Source organism: Undibacterium paludis, from assembly GCF_022568815.1.
Taxonomy (GTDB): Bacteria; Pseudomonadota; Gammaproteobacteria; order Burkholderiales; family Burkholderiaceae_D; genus Undibacterium.
The window spans coordinates 287,865-307,152 of the sequence record NZ_JAKZHX010000010.1 but is presented as its reverse complement, the minus strand read 5'-3'; the positions used below and the strand labels follow the sequence as shown (position 1 = coordinate 307,152).

At 55.0% G+C, this 19,288-nt stretch carries 17 protein-coding genes; 9 read left to right on the top strand and 8 right to left on the bottom strand.

What is annotated here, in order from left to right:
- Positions 1–402, top strand: a 402-nt coding sequence (locus tag LZ463_RS18640; RefSeq protein WP_241457320.1) for a hypothetical protein, incomplete at its 5' end; no start/stop codon positions are given.
- On the opposite strand, the gene LZ463_RS18635 is transcribed toward LZ463_RS18640, so the two are convergent.
- The 3 genes from LZ463_RS18635 to LZ463_RS18625 all read right to left on the bottom strand — a co-directional run bounded on the left by LZ463_RS18635 (position 399) and on the right by LZ463_RS18625 (position 3,624).
- Positions 399–1,457 (bottom strand): LacI family DNA-binding transcriptional regulator, encoded by a 1,059-nt coding sequence (locus LZ463_RS18635; RefSeq protein WP_241457319.1) that lies wholly within the window; start codon positions 1,455–1,457, stop codon positions 399–401. The genes LZ463_RS18640 and LZ463_RS18635 overlap by 4 nt on opposite strands.
- Before the next feature lie 72 nt (positions 1,458–1,529).
- On the bottom strand, positions 1,530–2,222 hold the full coding sequence (locus LZ463_RS18630; protein ID WP_241457318.1) for a helix-turn-helix transcriptional regulator: 693 nt from the start codon (positions 2,220–2,222) through the stop codon (positions 1,530–1,532).
- A 97-nt stretch (positions 2,223–2,319) separates the two neighbouring features.
- Complete coding sequence (locus LZ463_RS18625; RefSeq protein WP_241457317.1) at positions 2,320–3,624, bottom strand: spinster family MFS transporter; 1,305 nt, start codon at positions 3,622–3,624, stop codon at positions 2,320–2,322.
- A gap of 108 nt (positions 3,625–3,732) precedes the next feature.
- Here LZ463_RS18625 and LZ463_RS18620 point away from each other — a divergent pair, with 108 nt between their 5' ends.
- Positions 3,733–4,341: a TetR/AcrR family transcriptional regulator gene (locus LZ463_RS18620; protein ID WP_241457316.1), complete on the top strand. Its 609-nt coding sequence runs from the start codon at positions 3,733–3,735 to the stop codon at positions 4,339–4,341.
- A gap of 418 nt (positions 4,342–4,759) precedes the next feature.
- Positions 4,760–5,239 carry a hypothetical protein gene (locus tag LZ463_RS18615; RefSeq protein WP_241457315.1) on the top strand — a complete coding sequence of 160 codons (480 nt, stop codon included), beginning with the start codon at positions 4,760–4,762 and terminating at the stop codon, positions 5,237–5,239.
- A gap of 73 nt (positions 5,240–5,312) precedes the next feature.
- Here LZ463_RS18615 and recQ read toward each other — a convergent pair whose 3' ends face one another.
- Together recQ and LZ463_RS18605 are read right to left on the bottom strand one after the other, a co-directional pair.
- A complete protein-coding gene (recQ, locus tag LZ463_RS18610; protein ID WP_241457314.1) occupies positions 5,313–7,157 on the bottom strand; it encodes a DNA helicase RecQ in 1,845 nt (614 codons plus the stop codon).
- Between the two features lie 24 nt (positions 7,158–7,181).
- A complete protein-coding gene (locus LZ463_RS18605) occupies positions 7,182–8,027 on the bottom strand; it encodes an undecaprenyl-diphosphate phosphatase (protein ID WP_241457313.1) in 846 nt (281 codons plus the stop codon).
- 327 nt (positions 8,028–8,354) lie between these two features.
- Between LZ463_RS18605 and LZ463_RS18600 the strand changes: the two genes are divergently transcribed.
- Together LZ463_RS18600 and LZ463_RS18595 are read left to right on the top strand one after the other, a co-directional pair.
- On the top strand, positions 8,355–9,035 hold the full coding sequence (locus LZ463_RS18600; protein WP_241457312.1) for a hypothetical protein: 681 nt from the start codon (positions 8,355–8,357) through the stop codon (positions 9,033–9,035).
- Positions 9,032–9,682: a hypothetical protein gene (locus LZ463_RS18595; RefSeq protein WP_241457311.1), complete on the top strand. Its 651-nt coding sequence runs from the start codon at positions 9,032–9,034 to the stop codon at positions 9,680–9,682. The genes LZ463_RS18600 and LZ463_RS18595 overlap by 4 nt, the downstream gene beginning before the upstream one ends.
- Before the next feature lie 648 nt (positions 9,683–10,330).
- Here LZ463_RS18595 and LZ463_RS18590 read toward each other — a convergent pair.
- Positions 10,331–12,070 (bottom strand): methyl-accepting chemotaxis protein, encoded by a 1,740-nt coding sequence (locus LZ463_RS18590; protein ID WP_241457310.1) that lies wholly within the window; start codon positions 12,068–12,070, stop codon positions 10,331–10,333.
- A 407-nt stretch (positions 12,071–12,477) separates the two neighbouring features.
- Positions 12,478–12,771, bottom strand: coding sequence for a YkgJ family cysteine cluster protein (locus LZ463_RS18585; RefSeq protein WP_241457309.1), 294 nt, complete (start codon positions 12,769–12,771; stop codon positions 12,478–12,480).
- A gap of 239 nt (positions 12,772–13,010) precedes the next feature.
- Here LZ463_RS18585 and LZ463_RS18580 point away from each other — a divergent pair, with 239 nt between their 5' ends.
- Together LZ463_RS18580 and LZ463_RS18575 are read left to right on the top strand one after the other, a co-directional pair.
- Positions 13,011–13,703, top strand: a complete 693-nt coding sequence (locus LZ463_RS18580) for a hypothetical protein (RefSeq protein ID WP_241457308.1) — start codon at positions 13,011–13,013, stop codon at positions 13,701–13,703.
- Positions 13,704–13,838: 135 nt separating this feature from the next.
- A complete protein-coding gene (locus tag LZ463_RS18575) occupies positions 13,839–14,774 on the top strand; it encodes a hypothetical protein (protein WP_241457307.1) in 936 nt (311 codons plus the stop codon).
- Positions 14,775–14,823: 49 nt separating this feature from the next.
- Here LZ463_RS18575 and dacB read toward each other — a convergent pair whose 3' ends face one another.
- Positions 14,824–16,362: a D-alanyl-D-alanine carboxypeptidase/D-alanyl-D-alanine endopeptidase gene (dacB, locus tag LZ463_RS18570; RefSeq protein ID WP_241457306.1), complete on the bottom strand. Its 1,539-nt coding sequence runs from the start codon at positions 16,360–16,362 to the stop codon at positions 14,824–14,826.
- A gap of 328 nt (positions 16,363–16,690) precedes the next feature.
- Between dacB and LZ463_RS18565 the strand changes: the two genes are divergently transcribed.
- On the top strand, positions 16,691–18,664 hold the full coding sequence (locus LZ463_RS18565) for a peptidase U32 family protein (protein WP_241457305.1): 1,974 nt from the start codon (positions 16,691–16,693) through the stop codon (positions 18,662–18,664).
- Positions 18,665–18,767: 103 nt separating this feature from the next.
- Positions 18,768–19,046, top strand: a complete 279-nt coding sequence (locus tag LZ463_RS18560) for a hypothetical protein (protein WP_241457304.1) — start codon at positions 18,768–18,770, stop codon at positions 19,044–19,046.
- Positions 19,047–19,288: the final 242 nt, after the last annotated feature.

Sequence of the window (19,288 nt, the reverse complement as noted above, 5' to 3'; positions counted from 1 at the left end):
CCCGACAGCTACATTCTTTTCTTGTCTCGCCAAGAAAAGAACGCAAAAGAAGGCGACCGAGGCGTCTTGCCCCCTAAAGGGGGTTCCCTTTGCTGCAAGTCAAAAAATGGGAAGGCTCGAAAACTCGCCTTCGGCTTCGCTTTAGGAACATGCGCTTGCAAGCGCATGCTGTTACGCAGGCGGGCAGCATGCTCCCTACACGGGCCGGCCAAAACCCCTGCTACACCTCAAACATCGGCCCTTCTTTTTCCATTTTCTGCCTTGCAGCAAAGGCATCGACACATCGGAACGGCAAAAAGACAACAACAACTTCAAAATCAGCTGCAAAGCAAAGCAAAGCAAAGCAACTCCGTTACAACTGCGGTTTGTGTTTCTTCGTGTGCTGTTGATCGTGTGAACTAAACGCTGCTGGCTCTGACGATCAATTCTGTGGGCAGCAAATGTGCGCCGGTGTTGCCCTCTTCTATCAGGGTCAGCAGGGCGTCGACCAGGGCGAGGCCAGCCTGGGCCATGGGTTGGCGGATGGTGGTCAGGGGTGGATGGAAGTAGCGGGCCAGCTCTATGTCGTCGTAACCGACCACGGCGATGTCTTCAGGTACGCGATAATTGTTGTCGCGCAGGCTGTTGATGCTGGTCATGGCGAGCAGGTCGCTGCAGGCGAACAGGGCGTCGAAGGGGATGTTGCGGCGGCATAGTTCGGCCACGGCCAGTTTGCCGCCTTCTTCGACGAAGGATGCCGGCACGACCAGGGCCGGGTCCAGCGCGATATGGTGTTGCGCCAGCGCCTTGCAATAGCCTTCGTAACGCTGGGCGACTTCCGGCAACTGGGTGTCACCAAAAAAGGCGATGCGCTTGCGGCCGGCTTGCAGCAGGTGTTCGGTGGCTTTTTGTCCGCCGCTGACATTGTCACTGCCGACGGTGACATACAGTTGCTGCGGCAGTTGCGCACCCCAGACGACGATAGGCACATGGCGGGCGGCCAGCTGGTTCAACTGGTCGTGATGACGCCATTGACCGATCAGTATCACGCCAAGTACCCGGCCCGTATCAAAAATCTGTGCAGCATTGTCGAGATGCTCGGCATCGATGCGAGACAGCAGCATGTCAAAACCACGGTCAGTCAGGGCGTCGGCCAGGCTGCCCAGTATGCCAAGGAAGAAGGGGTCAGATAAATGCTGGCGGGTTTCACTGTCATACGGCACGACCACGGCGACAGTGCGGGTTTGCTTGAGCCGCAAATTGCGGGCATCGATATTGATGGAGTACTTGAGCGAGCGGGCCAGTTCAGCGATGCGCTGGCGGGTTTCATCATTGACCAGGGTGCTGCCGCTCAGTGCGCGTGATACCGTTGACGTGGATACGCCAGCAAGCCGTGCGATGTCGGCCATTTGCAGGCGGCGCTGTTCTTTGCTGGCGGACTTGGGTGTGTCGGTTGTGGTGTCCGTCTTGGCTTTCATCTTGTCAGAGCATGGGCGTGCTGGTATTGGATATGAGGCCATTATAGTGCTGAATGAGGGGTAGTTGTGTCATCAGCGTTCAGGCTTGATGCCCTGCTGCTCACGCCATTCTTTCAACAATGCCTGGCTGGAGCGCGGATAGGTAGCATCAGCCACTTGCAGGTTCTTGATGCGGTCAGTGCGGAAATGGCGGAAGTCCTGCCGCAGTTCGCACCAGGCGACGATGATGCGCAGGTTGTCAAAGAATGCCAGGGCGCAGGGCCAGACGGTGCGCTGGCTGCTGGCGCCAGTTTCATCCTGGTAGTCAAGCAGCAGCTTGTGCTGTTTGCGTATGGCTTGGCGTACCTGGCGCAACTGCTCATCATTGGCGACACTCTGACCGCTGGGGCCGACCAGCAGGCCGCTGGTTTCCAGTTCCAGCCTGGCTTCTGCCGGCAGCACGGCGGCAATTTTTGCCAGGGCGTCACGCGCCGCCAGGGCCAGTTTGTGGTCAGCCTGCTTGGCCACCCAGCGCGAACCCAGGGTGATGGCGGCAATCTCTTCTTCGGTGAACATCAGCGGCGGCAGGGTAAAGCCTGGTTGCAGCACATAGCCGACCCCGGCTTCACCAGCAATCCTGGCCCCCTGGTTTTGCAGGGTGGCGATATCGCGGTACAGGCTGCGCAGGCTGATGCCGAGTTCGCGTGACAGGTCTGCGCCACTGACAGGGTAGCGATGCCTGCGCAGGATTTGCATCAGTTGCAGCAGGCGTTCGGTGCGGGACATAGTATTAGGCGTGGATATGGGAACAGGACAGCAGTGTAGCGCCAAACCGACCCGGAATAAACAGTTGCGCGCTATGCCTGCCGGTTGGTCAGGCCGCTCACGGCTTTTCCATTTTGCGTGCTGCAACGACAAAACAGGGGATCGCCAGCAGCCAGGGCGTCATGCCGACCATTACCGCCGTCGTGATAGGTTCCTGCCAGGCTGCCGCCCTGAATACATCGGCCAGCCAGCCTGTCAGCAGATTACCGGCAGATGTGCCAAAGAGTGTCATGCAGAGGATCATGAAAGCCGTCATGGTGGAGCGCAATTGTTCCGGCACCAGCTCTTGCAGACAGGCGAACAGGGGGCCATAGCCTATAGTGATCATCATGCTGCCGATGAACATGCAGACATGAAAAGCCATGCCCGCAGGATCAAGTTGTCGGTAGATATAAGCCAGTGGCACGCCCAGCAGATAGATCAATGCCAGGAACCACAGACGGCCACCGGCCCGGCGCGCCTGCATCCGGTCAGCAGCATAGCCGCCGATGACAGAGCCAAGCACGCCACCGGCGATGAACATCATGCCTGCGAGTTTTTGCGCATGCTGGCGGTCAAATCCGCGTTCCTGCACCAGCCATAACTGGTCAAGCACAAACGCACCCTGGGCAAAGATCACCAGCACTCCGCCGGTGATGAGCAGGCACAGCGCCTGTGAAGCACGCAGGGCTTGCCAGATTTCTGCAAACACTGTCATCAGCGGGCGACTTGTCATCTTGTTTGCCGCAGTCTCACTGCGTGGTTCGCGCAGCATGAACAGAAAAACCGTCAGCACCACACCCAGCGCACCCAGGGTAAAAAAGCAGTTGCGCCAGCCGATGACAGCACCCAGGGTACCGGCGATGAGGAAGGCTGCGCCTATGCCTATCGGTGCGCCCAGGTAGTAAAAGCCCGCCGCAAAAGCCCGTTGTTGCGACTTGAAACGTTCACCCAGTATGCCCAGGGCTGCCGGTGTTAGCGTTGCCTCACCAACGCCGGTGAACATGCGCACCAGCGCCAGCTGGGCAAAACTGCCGGCAAAGCCGGTGGCGGCAGTCAGTGCACTCCAGCAAAAGATACCGGCGGCAATCAGGCGCGGTCTGTGCACCCGGTCTGCCAGCGCGCCCATGAACAGGCCAACCACCGTGTAAAAAGTGGTGAAGACAAAACCGGTCAGCAGGGTGAATTCAAGATTGCTCAAGCGCAGGTCCCTGATCATGTCGATGGCAAAACCCTGCATCAGAAAACGATCGGCAAAATTCAGGATATTGAGCAGGGTCAGAAACACCAGCACCGCAATGGCCCTGGTGCGGCTGTGGTCGGTCGTAGCAGATGGGGCTTTGTCTGCCGCTGTTCGGGGCTGCAGGGCGATTGGATTTGTCATGATGGGTACTTTAGTTATTTGGTTGATTGACCAATATTGTGAGATTAATCAATCCGGAGTCAAAATACAAGTACAATTTGGTTATTCAACCAAAATAATTAAAACATCATGTCCAGACGACCCAATACCGAACAGCGCCGTGCAGAAATCGTCCAGGCCCTGCTGGCCACCATGGCCGAGCATGGTTATGAAAAAGCTACCATACAACTGATCGCTCAACAGGCTGGCCTGGCGCCGGGTTTGTTGCATTACCACTTCAAGACCAAGGCAGACATGCTGCTGGAACTGGTCAAGACACTGGCAACCCTGTCACGCCAGCGTTACCTGGCGTTCGCTGAAAACGCCGTGACGCCGGAGCAGAAGCTACATGCCTATATCAATGCCCGCCTCGCCAAAGGGCAGGGCAGTGATCCCAAGGCCGTCGCCGCCTGGGTAGTGATAGGTGCAGAAGCCGTGCGCCAGCCCGAGGTGCGCGCGGTCTATCAACAGGCAGTCGAGGCAGAATTGCGGCTGGTGGAAGAATTGCTGACCGCCTGCCTGCAAGCCAAGGGCAGGCAACTACGCGGGGTCGCGCAACTGGCAGCGGGTTTGCTGGCGTATATGGAAGGCTCTTTCCAGCTCGCCAGCGCCGCGCCGGAAGCAATGCCGGTTGGCTATGCGGCAGAGACGGCGATTCAATTGCTGCAAAGCTATATGGATGCTGAAATGCATGTCTGAGCAAAAGCAGATACCTTGTCCCGAAAGAGACTATGTCACGGAACCAGATCAATTCTGCCCGTGCAGCTTTGCCAGCAGGTAATTGCTGTATTGGCAGCGGTCAAATAGACGGTCTGTAATACGATGGCATGCGGTCAGTATGGTAGTCTGTCTTTTCTATCACCAATGAATAATCATGAAAAAAATACAAGTGGACTGTAACAGCAAAAAAATGAGCGAAATACGCTTGCCCGGTGGTCAGCACAAGATGCAAAGCACAGCGATAGCGAGTTCTCGCGAGCATTTGCAATGCAGTCATGGGCGTCACACAAGCGGAAGGAACTCTGTTTTCTACTTTTGCAGTCTAATAGTCACCACAGTGATGTTGAATATCTCTGCATGGTGTCCAGCTTTGGCAGCTGACTTTCAGCAGGAAGGCATGCACCTCACTTTGCCTGGTGTCATGGAAGAGCAAAAGCAGAGGACAGGCGGGGAAGGGCATTTCCGTTACCGTATCACATTGAAAGATAGTGGCCAGGCTGCAAAAACTCAGGTCGATATTTTCATGCGTATCGATAAAAGTGACAGCCTTGCACGAAACAATGCGAACGAAACTGCGTTGAATTGCCTTGGTCTGATCATGCTGGAAATGCCGGATCCGAAGGAAAATGTCCGTGAACTGAGCCACCCCAGGGCATTACAGATAGATGGCAGGACAGCCATGTCTTTTTCCATGACACACGCGGGCAAATACGCAACGGACAGCTGGAATAATGAATTGGTCACAAGGACGACCTATTGCGTTATTGACGCTGACCGGAAAATACTGATACAGGCTATTACCCCGGTTGACGCCCCCCAGGAGTTGTTTGCCGCCAGCCTGAAGGGGATAGAGAACCTGAAGTTTGCAGGTAAGTGATTTGTGCCGGGCCGGCAAATGGAAGCTGGATTTCAGCGACTGCCCCAACATGCTCTAATGACGAACGAGCAGTTTAAGCCTGCAAGCTTTCAATCAACTCAATAATCTCCCTGCCATAACTTTCCAGCTTCTTGTCACCGACACCGGATATCGCCCGCAGGGCGGGCAGTGTGGACGGTTGCTGGCGGGCGATTTCGCGCAGGGTGGCATCGGGGAAGATGACGTAGGCGGGCACATTGTGGGTGCGGGCGGTTTCAACACGCCACCAGCGCAGTTTGTCGAAGACAGTCTGCGCTGTGCTATCGAGGTCGGTTTCGGCAAAGTCTTTGGCGGACTGGCGTTTGTGCTTGACGGCTTTTTCAGCCTTCTTGTACTGACGCAGTTGCACCTTGGCTTCACCGCGCAGCACAGCGCGTGAGTCTTCGGTCAGCTTGAGTGAGCTGTAGTTTTCATAGTCAACGGCGACCAGGCCCAGGGCGATTAACTGACGCAGCAGGGCGCGCCATTCGGCTTCGCTCTTGTCCGAGCCTATGCCAAAGGTCGACAGTTTGTCGTGCCGCCATTGCTGCACCCGTTCTGTATCGATACCGCGCAGGATATCGATGACGTGGCCGGCGGCAAAGCGCTGGTCAACACGGTAGATGGTGGACAGTATTTTTTGTGCGGCCACGCTGCCATCAAAAGAACTGGGCGGGCTGATGCAGGTGTCGCAATTGCCGCAGGGCTGGGCGGCCTGGCCGAAGTATTCCAGTATGTGGGTGCGGCGGCAATTCAGGGTTTCGCACAGGGCCAGCATGGCTTCGAGCTTGACGCTTTGCACGCGCTTGTAGGCCTCGTTGGCGTCAGACTCATCGATCATGCGGCGTTGTTGCACCACGTCCTGCAAGCCATAGGCCATCCAGGCATTGGCGCTGGCGCCGTCGCGGCCGGCGCGACCGGTTTCCTGGTAATAGCCTTCTATGCTTTTGGGCAAGTCAAGATGGGCGACAAAGCGTACGTCCGGTTTGTCTATGCCCATGCCAAAGGCGATGGTGGCGCACATGACGATACCGTCTTCGCGCAAAAAGCGCGCCTGATTGTGGCTGCGGTCCGCCAGTTCCATGCCCGCATGATAGGGCAGGGCAGTGATGCCGTTTTCGTTTAAAAACTCTGCTGTCTCTTCGACTTTTTTGCGTGACAGGCAATACACGATGCCGGCATCACCACTGTGCTGGGCGTTGATAAAGTCGAGCAACTGCTTGCGGCCATTGGCTTTTTCAACAATCTGATAGCGGATGTTGGGCCGGTCGAAAGACGACACGAACTGCATGGCGTTTTCCAGTTGCAGCCTGTGGATGATTTCATCGCGGGTTTGCTGGTCAGCCGTGGCTGTCAGGGCAATGCGCGGCACATGGGGAAAGCGCTCATGTAATGCCGACAGCTTGATGTATTCAGGGCGGAAATCATGGCCCCATTGCGATACGCAATGGGCTTCATCAATCGCAAACAGGGCGATATTGGTGACTTGCAGCAGTTCCAGGCAGCGCTGGGTCAAGAGGCGTTCAGGCGCGATATAGACCAGGTCCAGGTCACCTTCACGCATCTTTTTTTCCACCGCCAGGATTTCATCAAAACTTTGGGTGGAATTCAAAAAGGCTGCACGCACACCTACTTCGGCCAGGGCATCAACCTGATCCTGCATTAGCGCAATCAGGGGGGACACGACGATGCCGACACCGTGGCGCAGCAGGGCTGGTATCTGGTAACAGAGCGACTTGCCGCCACCTGTGGGCATCAGCACCAGGGCATCGCCGCCGTTGACCACATGCTCAACGATCTGGCCCTGTTGTGAGCGAAATGCGGGGTAGCCGAAAATGGTCTGCAATAAATGCAGAGCCTGATCGACTGTATTACTTGTTTCTGCCACTTCGTGTATCACCAAAAATCGCCAACATTATCCAGATTAATCAGCCCAGGTAATCACACCTGTGTAGGCCGTGATCAGGATCATGATACCAAAGGCAATACGGTACCAGGCAAACACATTGAAATTGTGCGAGCTGATATAACGCAACAGCCAGCGTACGCAAAAGAAGGCAGAGATAAAGGCTGCCACCGTACCCAGGCTGAACATGGGTAAATCTGCCATGGACAGGTCTTCACGCGCCTTGTAGAGCGAATATACGGTGGCGCCGAACAAAGTGGGAATAGCCAGGAAGAAAGAAAATTCAGTCGCCGCCTTGCGTGACAGGCCAAACAGCATGCCGCCTATGATGGTCGCGCCCGAGCGGCTGGTGCCGGGTATCAGGGCCAGCGACTGGGCCAGGCCTATCTTCAGGGCGTCGAGCAAAGTCATGTCGTCAACAGACTGTATGCGTGCATGGCTGCTGTCGTGGGTGTCAGCGCCAGCCTGTTTGCGTTCCACAAACAGGATGATGATACCGCCGATGATGAATGCCAGGGCCACGGGCACGGGGGCGAACAGTACCGCCTTGATCTTTTTGGAAAACAAGAGGCCCAGTACGGCAGCAGGCAAGAAGGCGACAAACAGGTTGATGGCAAACTTGCGTGCCCTGGCGTCACTGGTCAGGCCAGTAACGACGCTGGCAATCTTGGCTCGGTATTCCCAGCAGACGGCAAAGATGGCGCCGGCCTGTATCACGATTTCAAATACTTTCTGCTTTTCGCCGGTGAAATTCAACAGGCTGCCTGTCAGGATCAGGTGACCGGTAGACGAAATGGGCAAGAATTCCGTCAAGCCTTCGACGATACCCATGATGATGATTTTGACGGCGAGTACTAAGTCCATAAATCGAAGTCCATAAATCGCAAAAAAATGAAGAAAGCAGGAAATTTTGACCGGGACGAAGCTTACCACGCCGCAGCACAGGTCAGCGCAGGAGTTTTGATCTGTTTGTTATTAAAGATGTACTGAATTTATTGAAAGACCGGCAGTGACGGGTGTCGATTGATCGTCAGTTAATGTTTTCCGTTCTCTGTTTATCTTGCCAGATAGCAGGTCTTGACACCTGAAGTGCTGTATTTCAGTACTTTTTCAAATATCGTTGTCGCAAGCAGGGGCAATCGCGATACTTCAGCTTATTCATGACTTTGTGCTATTTGCTGCTGATTAAACATGCTCACCTTGCCAGGCCAGTTGGATTCATTCTGCAAGTATGGCGCGGCCACGACTTTGTTGCTGAGCCTGACTGCATGCAGTGGCAGCCTGCCGGTGCAACCGACCCAGGCCAACAGCAGCGAAACGGTGCTGGGGGAATACCGTAGCAACCAGGTTGAAGTGTACACATTGCGCCAGCAGTTCTTGTGGGCTTTCCCGGACGCGGACCAGCATCTGGCGCAGTTCAGCCGCCATGTACAGGTCGATGGCAGTACGCCTGTGCGCTTGCAGGAATTTGTCATCCAGTACCGCAAACCGGAACGCCGCAATGTCATCAGCCAGCAAGGCAATTCAGCCAGCGGCATGAGTATGGCAATCAGTGACGAAGTACAAATCAGCAGGAATGGGCAATTTCTTGTCAGCGAAGCGATAGAACCGGCGTTTACAGGGATGCAAAGCTATCGCCGTCTCGAAGTCGCCAAGCTGAAAGTAGGCAATCAGTCCTATGTATTGACTGTTGCGAATGGATTTTTACACAGGCCCATGTGGCTGGCCATATTCGGCCCGGATGGCAGCCCCGTCTATCGCATAGGCCTGCCGCATGGCACCTGGCAATTTACCGAACATGCCGATGGCATATCGATGGTTGATACCTCAGGTTCGGGCAGGCGTCTGGTGATACGGCCCGTAGTGCAATGAAACCGGCAAACCAGCTGCGCAGCCTGATCAGGATGATCGCGGCGGCCCTGCTTGCCAGTACCAGTTTATGTGCCTGCCTGAGCACCCATGCCACGTTCGTGCCCGTTACGGACAGAGGAATAGCCGGGGCAGGGCAGGATAGTGATGCAGTCAGGGATGAAGCCTGGGCTTATCCTGAATTTAAGGAGAAACACGTGCAAACCGAAATCAGCAAGCAAAGCGCCATCCAGCAGCGCACAGACCGCAATAATTATTTCGCCGACTTTGAAGACCATGTCCACGTCAGGCGCAACACGCCGACCCGGCTTGGTTCTTTTGAATTCAATTTCGTCCGCTCCGGTACTGACAATGGTCTGCTGGTACAAGTGCACCATGACGGCATGCGTATCATGCTAGAGCGCATTCCTTCTGCTTTTTACATGGGTGAATTGCAGGCAACCCAGGTGCAGATAGGCGGGCGTGATTACCTGCTGCTGGCCGCCAATTCCCGTACCAGCACGCAGCGCATGTGGTTTGGCATCTTCCGGCCCGATGGTTCCAAGTTGTATGCCGCCAGCCTGGAACAGTCGGTGGTGCGTGTTCATCAGAATGTGGATGGGATATCGCTGTTTTTCTTGAGCGGGGATTCGATGAGGATCAAGATTTGAGGGGAACTGTTTTCTGTTTATTACGTCCATTGTATTTTCGTTGCTCCAGCGCAGGCTGGAGCCCAGCGGCGTTTGTCGTATGCCGTATTGTTGATTTGAGGTGATATCGGTTTCATTTTTGATTTGTGCAATTGGCTATTGAGATTGCCGATCGGGGTGTAGCCTTGTAGGTTGGGCCGGGCCTCGCTAGGCTAGAGCTTCATCAGCCCAACACCAAGTCTCAGTGTCTCAGTATTACCTTGTCGACATTGTGCATGTTAATCCTTTTTTACTTGTACTCGTTGATGTGAGATTGCCGGTCGGGGGTAGCCCGACAGCTACATTCTTTTCTTGTCTCGCCAAGAAAAGAACGCAAAAGAAGGCGACCGAGGCGTCTTGCCCCCTAAAGGGGGTTCCCTTTGCTGCAAGGCAAAAAATGGGAAGGTCCGAAAACTCGCTTGCGCTCAAACATCGGCCCTTCTCTTTCCATTTTTTGCCTTGCAGCAAAGGCATCGACACATCGGAACGGCAAAAAGACAACAACAACTTCAAAATCAGCTGCAAAGCAAAGCAAAGCAAAGCAAAGCAAAGCAAAGCAAAGCAAACGCCAAACTACCGTTGCTTGCTTTGTTTTGTGCTTTGCTGATTTTCGGACTTGCCAATCAACGATTAAAACTCTTCCCAGTCATCTTCAGACGGGTTAGCTTTTCTGGCGGGCATGGGTGGTTTTTGCAATCTTGCCGGTTGCGGGGCGGGGCGTGTTGTTGCCGGTTTGCGGGCTGCGGGCAAGGGGCGGGCGGCGGGTTTGTTTGGTTTGGTGGCCTGAGTCGTTTGTGCCAGGGAGGCATGCTGGGGCTGGGCGATGATGCTGAACTGGGCGACCAGGTTGTTGAGCTTGCCGGATTGTTCACGCATGCTTTGGGCTGCTGCTGCGGCCTGCTCAACCAGGGCGGCATTCTGCTGGGTCATTTCGTCCATTTGCGTGACGGCCAGGTTGACCTGCTCGATACCTGCGCTTTGTTCCTGGCTGGCGGCGGTGATTTCGCTCATGATGTCAGCCACCTGCTGCACGCTGGTGACGATTTCCTGCATGGTGTTGCCAGCGACGTCGACCAGCTTGCTGCCATGCTCGACCTTGCCGACGGAATCATCGATGAGGTTCTTGATTTCTTTGGCGGCAGAGGCGCTGCGCTGCGCCAGGTTGCGCACTTCGGTGGCGACCACGGCAAAGCCGCGGCCCTGTTCACCCGCGCGGGCTGCTTCTACGGCGGCATTCAGGGCCAGGATATTGGTCTGGAAGGCGATGCCGTCAATGACGGAAATGATGTCGACAATCTTGCTCGAACTTTCCTTGATCGAACCCATGGTGCTGACCACCTGGCCGACGATTTCACCACCCTTGACGGCCACGCCTGATGCTGAAATCACCAGTTGATTGGCCTGGCGTGCATTGTCGGCATTCTGCCTGACTGTCGATGTCAGTTCTTCCATTGAAGCCGCAGTCTCCTGCAGCGAACTGGCCTGGGATTCTGTGCGGGCCGACAGGTCGGCATTGCCTGCGGCAATTTCAGACGCAGCTACATCAATGGTTTCGGTACCACGCCTGACTTCGCCGATGACGCTGCTCAGGCCGGTATTGATGCCGTTGATGGACTGCATCATCTTGCCGATTTCATCGTGGAGTTTGATCTCTATGGTGTCACTCAGATCACCTTGCGCCATCTTTTCGGTGACTGTCGTCGTCCTGGCCAGCGGCCTGGTAATCGAAATCGTCATCAGCCAGGCGCAGGTTACTGAGAACAGGGCGGCGATCACGGACAGCACAATCAGCAGAAGCCGGCTCGTCTGATAGGTTTGCTGTATCTGTGCAGCGGTGTCATCAATCTGCTTGCGTTGCAGGTTCAGCATCTCTTCAATCTTTTTGATGTAGAGCGCTGCGGCGGGGATGAATTCTTTTTCCAGTGCAGTATTGGCTTCATCGACCTTGCCCTCTTTTTTCAGTTCAACAATCTTGTTCCTGCCATTGAGATACAGCTGCCTTTGCGCGCCTATCTCTTTGAAGAGGGCTATCTCGTCAGCGGTTTGCATGTGCTCTTCGATGGATTTTTGCAGTATGGCTGAAGTCCTTGTTGACTCAGCCTGGTCTTCGGCAAAGAAAGTGGCCAGCGATGGGTCGCTGCTCTTGGCGATGGCCGTCGTGCGGCGTACGCCAGTGTGGATGTTGCGGTACCAGTCGCTGACCATGCGCTCGGTGGCCAGCGGGTCTTTCAGCAGGTCTTCGGTGGCGGCAGCAACGGCATTGAGTTTGAAAACGGCGATACTGGTGGTGATGAAGAACAGTGCAAGGATAAGGGCAAAGCCCAGGCCCAGACGTTTACCCACCGACAGGTGTTTAAGTTGAGAGATCATAGATTTTAATTGTGTGGTCGAAAGACACGATGATTGCGCTGTTCTTGCCACCAGGGGCGGGCCAGCACAAGAAAGGCAGGAAATTAATTTCCAAGTGGCAATTATAGTGGATATTCATCATCGCTGCCTGAAGTTTGGTCAGGCTCAATAACGTTATGTCAGGACTTGCGCAAAACTGCCCCAGCTGCGTTGCAGCTCCTCGTCGTACTAAAGTACTGCCGTCGTAGCTGGCGCCTTGCTGGAACAATTTTGCGCAAGTCCTGTAATCTGTCCCCATGTATCCCGGCCTGGAAAAGAAATGCTGACATGCGGCAGATTCTGCTGCCTTGACCGTAAATACTGTTTATTAATTTACTGTCAGATTAGCGCATTTATCCAGGCTTGTCGCCCGTCTGTTGTTTTGCGGTTTATGCTGGCGCCGTGGCACGCTCCAGGTCCGTCAGCCAGCGGATGGCGTGCTCGCGGTCTGTACCGCACATGTCTGCTGATGCCTGCAGGCCGCCGCAAAACGCCGGGCGCTCAGGCTTGCCAAAGATGCGGCAACGGTCATCTTCATCAAGCTGCACACATCTGACACCAGCGGGTTTGCCATCTGGCATGCCGGGGATGGGGCTGGTGATCGATGGCGCAATGCAGCAGGCGGCGCAGTGTGGGCGACAGCTGGTGGATGTATTGGTGGGGGTGCTTGTGGAGGTGCTCATGCGGGCATTGTAAAGGATAGAACGACACCAGTCATGCGATGTGTATTCAATGAAGATTGGCCGATTGCTGTATGACAAGCCTTGCTTTACCTGAGCTGTTTTACAACAAAAGCAGCGGTTTTTGCATGATTTGTATACAAATTAAAATGATAAATATATATTCAAAAATAACAATATGCGCAAGCGAAGTGCCATCTTGTGGACATCTATAAGACTTCGCCTCAAATCGGGAGATGTGAATGAAAACTGTTTCAAAAGCGATTGCGTCAGTTGTGATGCTGAGTCTGATTTTACCCGCTACCGTATCAGCGCAAAATCGGGGTGATGGAGTGACATTCTCTAAGGAGGCGCGCATGTTTTCCCCGAGTACCGAGGATGACTGGACGGAAAATGTGAAATTCCTGGAAAATTGCACGGTCAATTGCGGAATGCGTGCCGTGAGCTTTGCTGGAAGATTTTGTGCCAAAGCTGCTACCAAGTTCCAGAAGCAGCAAACGAACTGGTATAACTCGAATGTGCCTATCATCATCGTCGCGGCAGTTGGCACTGCGCTTGGCGCATCAGGCCTGGCCAGCGCCAAAGCCTGGGGTGTGCTGGGCGGCACCACCGGGATCAGCGCCAGCTGGAAATCAGAAGCTGACCAGATCACCGGTGCCGAACAGCATAAATTAAATTCTATCAATGCCATACTCGGGAAACTGGCGACGGATGTCGCTGGCGCCAAGGATGACAAAACCGTGGTGCTGCTTGCCCTGGCTGCCGCGGGGCAATGTGCAGCACCTACTGTGCCGCAGGATGAGCCGAAGAAGGACGAGCAGAAAAAAACCGACACCCAAACAAAGGACGACACGAAGAAACCTGAAACACAACCTGCCAATCCAACCAAGCCAGCGGAGGCCTCTTCTGCATCGAGTGCTGCATCGTCTGGCTGATACTCACACTCAGGAGGTGGCAATTCAACACCTCTTGCTTGTTTCTTTTATTTTTTCGCATTACGCACACTGCTGATCAGTTAAAATTGCCTGGGACTGTATGTCAGCTCCCTGTCTTTTTAGAGAAAACGCTCCGTGCAATTTGCTTCGCCCTGTTCCCGCCTGACTGCCGTACTGCTTTGCCTGTTTGCGCTGGTGGCCTGCTCACGCACTGAATCCGTGCAGACACTGGAACAGCGTGACCTCTTGCGTCTGGTCTTCAAGGGGTGGGATGGCAATAGTGAGAACGCCATCGTCACCGCTCCGCAACTCAAGGCAGAATTACCGGCGTCAGTCCAGGCATCGGCGCCGCTGGCCTTGCGCATGCAGGCATTGCATGTGCAACGCCTCAATGAAAACAGTGCTGTGCTGCTGGTCAAGGGGGAACCGACAGAGCCGGGTTTGCCCACCTTGCTTGCTGCCTACTGGTTCCAGCGCCGGGCCGAGGCATGGTCGTTGACCAGTCGTCAGGACGTGGTGGAATGGCTGGGCCACGCAGGCCGCATCAGCAAGACCAGCATCGTCGAATTATTCCCCGGCAATTTTGCGCTGGCCGTTGAGCATAGCACGGTCGACAATAATGAAGTGCTGATAGCCCTGCAACTGTTCCGCCTTGAGACTGACAAGCTCAGTCCCATGCTGGACAAGGGCAAACAGGTAGAATTACTACGGCATTACGAAAGTGGGCCGGAATGCGAAAACATGATGCACCCACCCAAAGGCAAGCACAGTCGCATGCGCCTGCACCTCAATGAAAATGAGGCAGGTCCGCCCAATTGTTATGACTACATGGCCAAATGGGAAGTCAGCCCGGGCGACGATGGCCCTGGCCTCTTGACTGTTGATTACTCTGGTAAAACTTACCGTTACCAGGAGGTTGCCCAAACCACAGATGGCAATGGCGAGCGTACCATCACCTACGACTTGCAGGTAGGGGGCCAAAAGGGCAGGAAGAAACTGGTGTTTGATACCGTTAGCCAGAAGTACCAGCCACGGGATGAGAAGCCGGCACCGGTCTCACGCAAAAAATAACAGGCGAAAATTCAGGGCATGCAAGAAAATTCAGGGCATGCAAGAAAGTTCAGGGCCTGCCTGCCGCCACCCAGTTGATCAGTTCATCCAGCGCCGCCTTGGCCTTGCCCGCTTCTTCATGATTGATCATGGCCACGACCACCCATGGCTGGTCGCTGGTATCCCTGACAAAACCGGCGATGGCGACCGCATCCTTCAGTGTACCGGTCTTGATGCGGGCGCGCAGTTCTGCCGGGCTGCCTTTGAGACGGCGACGCATGGTGCCGTCCATGGCGGCGACCGGCAGGCTGCTGGCAAATTCGGGATACCAGTTGCTGCGCGCCGCGACCTGCAGCAGGCTCGCCATCTGTTGTGGCGTGACACGCTCTGCGCGTGACAGGCCGGAACCATTTTCCAGCACCAGCCCGGCATCACTGATACCCTGCCTGCCCAGCCATTGCCGGATACGGGCTTCGGCGCTGGCCAGCGTACCGGCAGCCTGTTTGCTGGCGGACTCTGCACCCAGGGTCAGGTAGAGCATGCGCGCCATCACATTGTCAGACTGTTTGTTGATGGTGCGCAGTATGTCGGCCAGCGGGTCGGACAGGCGTTCTGTCAGCAGCATGGCGCTGGCAGGTACTTTGCCATCGCGTACTTCTCCCTGCCAGCTGCCGCCCATCTCTTGCCAAAGCGCACGTATCAGATGGGCGATGTACTGGTTGCGGTCCAGGATGTTGATGTTGTTGGTGATCTTGCAGCGCCGGGGGAAGCCGCCGCTCAGGGTGATGTCCAGCCCGGCTTTCGTGGCCTGCCTGGGCTGGCGCTTCGTTGCTGTTGCTGCCTGGTTTTCCTGCGCTGCCGTCTCTGGTTCATCAGCGACATTGCTGATGGTTTCAATGGCAGGCGGCTGCCATTCTGTCTCCCAGGCGGAGCAGGGCAGCTCATTAAAGTGCAGGTGATTGGTGAGCCTGACCTTGTCCAGCGGTGTGTTCAGGCGTGCGTCTATCTTGTCCGTGCCGGCATCGATACTGATGCTGGTCAGATTGCTGTGTACCAGCAACGCATCAGGTATCACGTTGTAGTAGGCGTCAGGGTACTCGTCGAATTGCGGCGCGCCGACATCAGGCCGCTCTGGCTGGAAGTAACTGCGATCCAGGATGATATCGCCGCGCAGTCTGCGCAAGCCCTGCTGGCGCAGGCTACGCAAGATGCTACCGAGTTTTTCCAGGCTCAGGTTGGGGTCGCCACCGCCGCGCAGGTAGAGGTTGCCGGTATAACTGTCCAGCTTTTTGCCACTCTTGTCGGCCAGCACCTGGGTCTTCCAGCGAAAGTTCGGCCCCAGCTCTTCCAGTGCCACCAGCGTGGTCACCAGCTTCATCGTAGATGCCGGGTTCATGGGCCGGTCCGCCGCCTGCACCAGCACAGCCTGGCCGCCATTGGCCGGCATGACAATCGCACTAAAGGCTTGCACAGGCACGCCGGATCTGTTGAAAACGGCTTCTACCGGCATAGGCAAATTGCTGGCCGTCGTCTGTGCAGCAGCGCCAGTCACCAGCAGTGGAAAGCATAAAGTCAGGCAAAAATTCAGGCAAACAGAAGCAGGGCGCATATGCTGATGATGAATAAAGACAAGTGGCATTGTAAGTCAGGCAAGACAGGCAGTGGCTGCCGTGTCCGTTTTTATGGATGAAATTTTGTCTGCAATGCATAACTCCTGTTTATTTGCCTGCGGTTTTCCGCGTTTGCACTACACTGCATCTGAACCGTAATCAGCTTAAAGTTGTTGCCAAAGCTTGATTGAATTTCAATTTGACATCCATTATGTCAAATTTTATTGCAAAAAACTTATTGATTCGCCAGGTCAGGTGCAGACAGATAAGACATAAGCCCTTGATTTCGTTATAATTTCGCCCTTTCCCATGTCACCGGTGTAGTCCATGACCCTGCTTGCCAACCAGACCGAACTCCTGTCCCCCGCCAAAACCGTAGAAATTGGCCGGGAAGCGATCTTGCACGGGGCTGATGCCGTGTACATCGGCGGTCCGTCTTTCGGTGCGCGCCACAATGCCAGCAATGAGGTCAGCGAGATTGCCAGCCTGGTTGAATTTGCCCACCGTTACCACGCGCGCATCTTCGTGACCATGAATACCATCCTGCATGATTCCGAACTGGAACCGGCAAGGAAGCAAATCCATCAGCTCTACGACGCCGGCGTCGACGCCCTTATCGTGCAGGACATGGGCATACTCGAACTTGATATTCCGCCCATACAGCTGCATGCCAGCACCCAGTGCGATATCCGCGGTGTGGAAAAAGCAAAATTTCTTGGCGATGTCGGCTTCTCGCAACTGGTGCTGGCGCGTGAACTGACGATCAAGCAGATACAGGCCATCAAGGCCCAGGTTGCGACACCGCTTGAATACTTTGTGCATGGCGCGCTGTGCGTGGCTTTTTCCGGCCAATGCTATATCTCACATGCCGACAATGGCCGCAGCGCCAACCGTGGCGATTGTTCGCAAGCCTGCCGCCTGCCTTATACGCTGAGCGATGGCGAGGGCAGGGTAGTCGCCTATGAAAAACACCTGCTGTCCATGAAAGACAATGACCAGAGCCGCAATCTCGAAGCCCTGCTCGATGCCGGTGTACAGTCCCTGAAGATAGAAGGCCGCTACAAAGACATGGGCTATGTCAAGAACATCACCGCCCATTACCGTTTGCTGCTGGATGAAATTTTAGAGCGCAGGCCAGAATTTACCCGTGCGTCCAGCGGCCGCAGCCAGGTGGCATTCACCCCGAATGTGGACAAGAACTTCCATCGCGGCCATACCGATTATTTTGCCAATGGCCGCCTCGACAATATAGGCGCATTTGATTCTCCCAAATATGTCGGCCTGCACCTGGGCTATGTGACGCGCATCGCCGCCAATTTCTTTGAGATCGAAGCCAATGAACCCATGGCCAATGGCGACGGCCTCAACTACATGCTCAAGCGCGAAGTGGCAGGCATACAGGCCAATACCGTCGAGCGTGTTGGTGCATCAGAAAACGGTGAAATCTGGCGCGTCTTCCCGAATGAAAAAATCACGGAACTGACGGGCCTCAAGGTCGGCACCCTGATCAACCGCAACCGCGATCATCGCTGGGAACATGCGCTGACCAAAAAATCGGCCGAGCGCCGCATCCCCGTTTATATGACGCTGAGTGAACAGGCCGACGGCCTGCTGCTGACAATGACCGATGAAGATGGCGTCAGCTCACAAGCCAGCGTACAACTGGCGCTGGAAGCCGCACAAAACCGCGACAAGGCAGAAGCCGGTCTGCGCGACAACCTCGCCAAGCTCGGCAACACCATGTTTGAAGCAGCCCAGGTCAACCTGGAATTGCAGCAACCCTGGTTCGTACCATCTTCCGTCATCAACGCCCTGCGCCGTGATGTAGTGGCCGCGCATGAGGCTGCCCGTGTCGCCGCATGGCTGCGCCCTGAACGTACACCGGCAGTTGAGCCGCCAGTCGCCTACCCGGAGACCACACTCAGCTACCTCGCCAACGTGTACAACCACAAGGCCCGCAGCTTTTATGAAAAACACGGTGTACAACTGATCGCCGCGGCCTACGAAGCCCACGAAGAGCCGGGCGAAGTATCGCTGATGATCACCAAGCACTGCCTGCGTTTCTCCTTCAATCTCTGCCCCAAACAAGCCAAGGGTGTGCAGGGCGTGCAAGGCCAGGTCAAGGCCGAACCCATGACCCTGGTCACCGGCGAAGAAAAGTACACGCTCAAGTTTGACTGCAAGCCCTGCGAAATGCACATCATCGGCGCGATGAAAAAACACATCCTGCAGGCGCCACCACCTTCATCTGTGCCATATAGCCCGCTGACCTTCCACAAGACCAGGCCGCAGACCGCATGATGATGTAGTCTATGCAAATGCAAAGCCCCAAAAAAAGATTTTTTTGGGGGAGCTTGGTATTCTGAATATCTGAATATGAATTTATTGCCAGTCTCATTTGTAAATGACAAATACTCGCACAGGCAAAGACCGTAACGGCCACATCGTCAAAGAAGATGACTATGTCCGCTTGTTCGCCATACGCCCATCCATCATCAAAAGGCTGGCCGGCTCCGAGCTGGCCGATGTGTCATCCCTGCTGAGGCAAACTGTCAAGGTGTTTGACGTTTACGAAGGTGGTCAGGTCTGGGTGAGCATGGAATGGAAAAGGCCAGACGGATTGACCGAGGTCCATGCCATCGCTGTTGATACAGAGGCGATAGAGTTTGTAAAGCATGCCTGAGTGGCGGTGCCGGGGCAGGGCAGGCATCAACTTTGCCAATGGATATGGTAATACAATCAAGACCTCAATTCACCCTGGAAGTTTTTTAGGCAGGCCCCCGAAAAACGGTGAGTTACTCATCCAGAGAAGCACATACTGATTGTAGTTTCTTGTATTTATTTGTGCGTTATCATACAACATGACTTGTCGTGAATAAGCCGGGCAATCATTCTCTGCCAGTTTTGAAGGGGATTTTTCCTCTG

Bases quoted from the DNA above. Each gene is read 5' to 3' on its own strand.
- LZ463_RS18635 (WP_241457319.1), bottom strand. From the start codon at position 1,457: ATGAAAGCCAAGACGGACACCACAACCGACACACCCAAGTCCGCCAGC.
- LZ463_RS18630 (WP_241457318.1), bottom strand. From the start codon at position 2,222: ATGTCCCGCACCGAACGCCTGCTGCAACTGATGCAAATCCTGCGCAGG.
- LZ463_RS18625 (WP_241457317.1), bottom strand. From the start codon at position 3,624: ATGACAAATCCAATCGCCCTGCAGCCCCGAACAGCGGCAGACAAAGCC.
- LZ463_RS18620 (WP_241457316.1), top strand. From the start codon at position 3,733: ATGTCCAGACGACCCAATACCGAACAGCGCCGTGCAGAAATCGTCCAG.
- LZ463_RS18615 (WP_241457315.1), top strand. From the start codon at position 4,760: ATGCACCTCACTTTGCCTGGTGTCATGGAAGAGCAAAAGCAGAGGACA.
- LZ463_RS18605 (WP_241457313.1), bottom strand. From the start codon at position 8,027: ATGGACTTAGTACTCGCCGTCAAAATCATCATCATGGGTATCGTCGAA.
- LZ463_RS18600 (WP_241457312.1), top strand. From the start codon at position 8,355: ATGCTCACCTTGCCAGGCCAGTTGGATTCATTCTGCAAGTATGGCGCG.
- LZ463_RS18595 (WP_241457311.1), top strand. From the start codon at position 9,032: ATGAAACCGGCAAACCAGCTGCGCAGCCTGATCAGGATGATCGCGGCG.
- LZ463_RS18590 (WP_241457310.1), bottom strand. From the start codon at position 12,070: ATGATCTCTCAACTTAAACACCTGTCGGTGGGTAAACGTCTGGGCCTG.
- LZ463_RS18585 (WP_241457309.1), bottom strand. From the start codon at position 12,771: ATGAGCACCTCCACAAGCACCCCCACCAATACATCCACCAGCTGTCGC.
- LZ463_RS18580 (WP_241457308.1), top strand. From the start codon at position 13,011: ATGAAAACTGTTTCAAAAGCGATTGCGTCAGTTGTGATGCTGAGTCTG.
- dacB (WP_241457306.1), bottom strand. From the start codon at position 16,362: ATGCGCCCTGCTTCTGTTTGCCTGAATTTTTGCCTGACTTTATGCTTT.
- LZ463_RS18565 (WP_241457305.1), top strand. From the start codon at position 16,691: ATGACCCTGCTTGCCAACCAGACCGAACTCCTGTCCCCCGCCAAAACC.
- LZ463_RS18560 (WP_241457304.1), top strand. From the start codon at position 18,768: ATGACAAATACTCGCACAGGCAAAGACCGTAACGGCCACATCGTCAAA.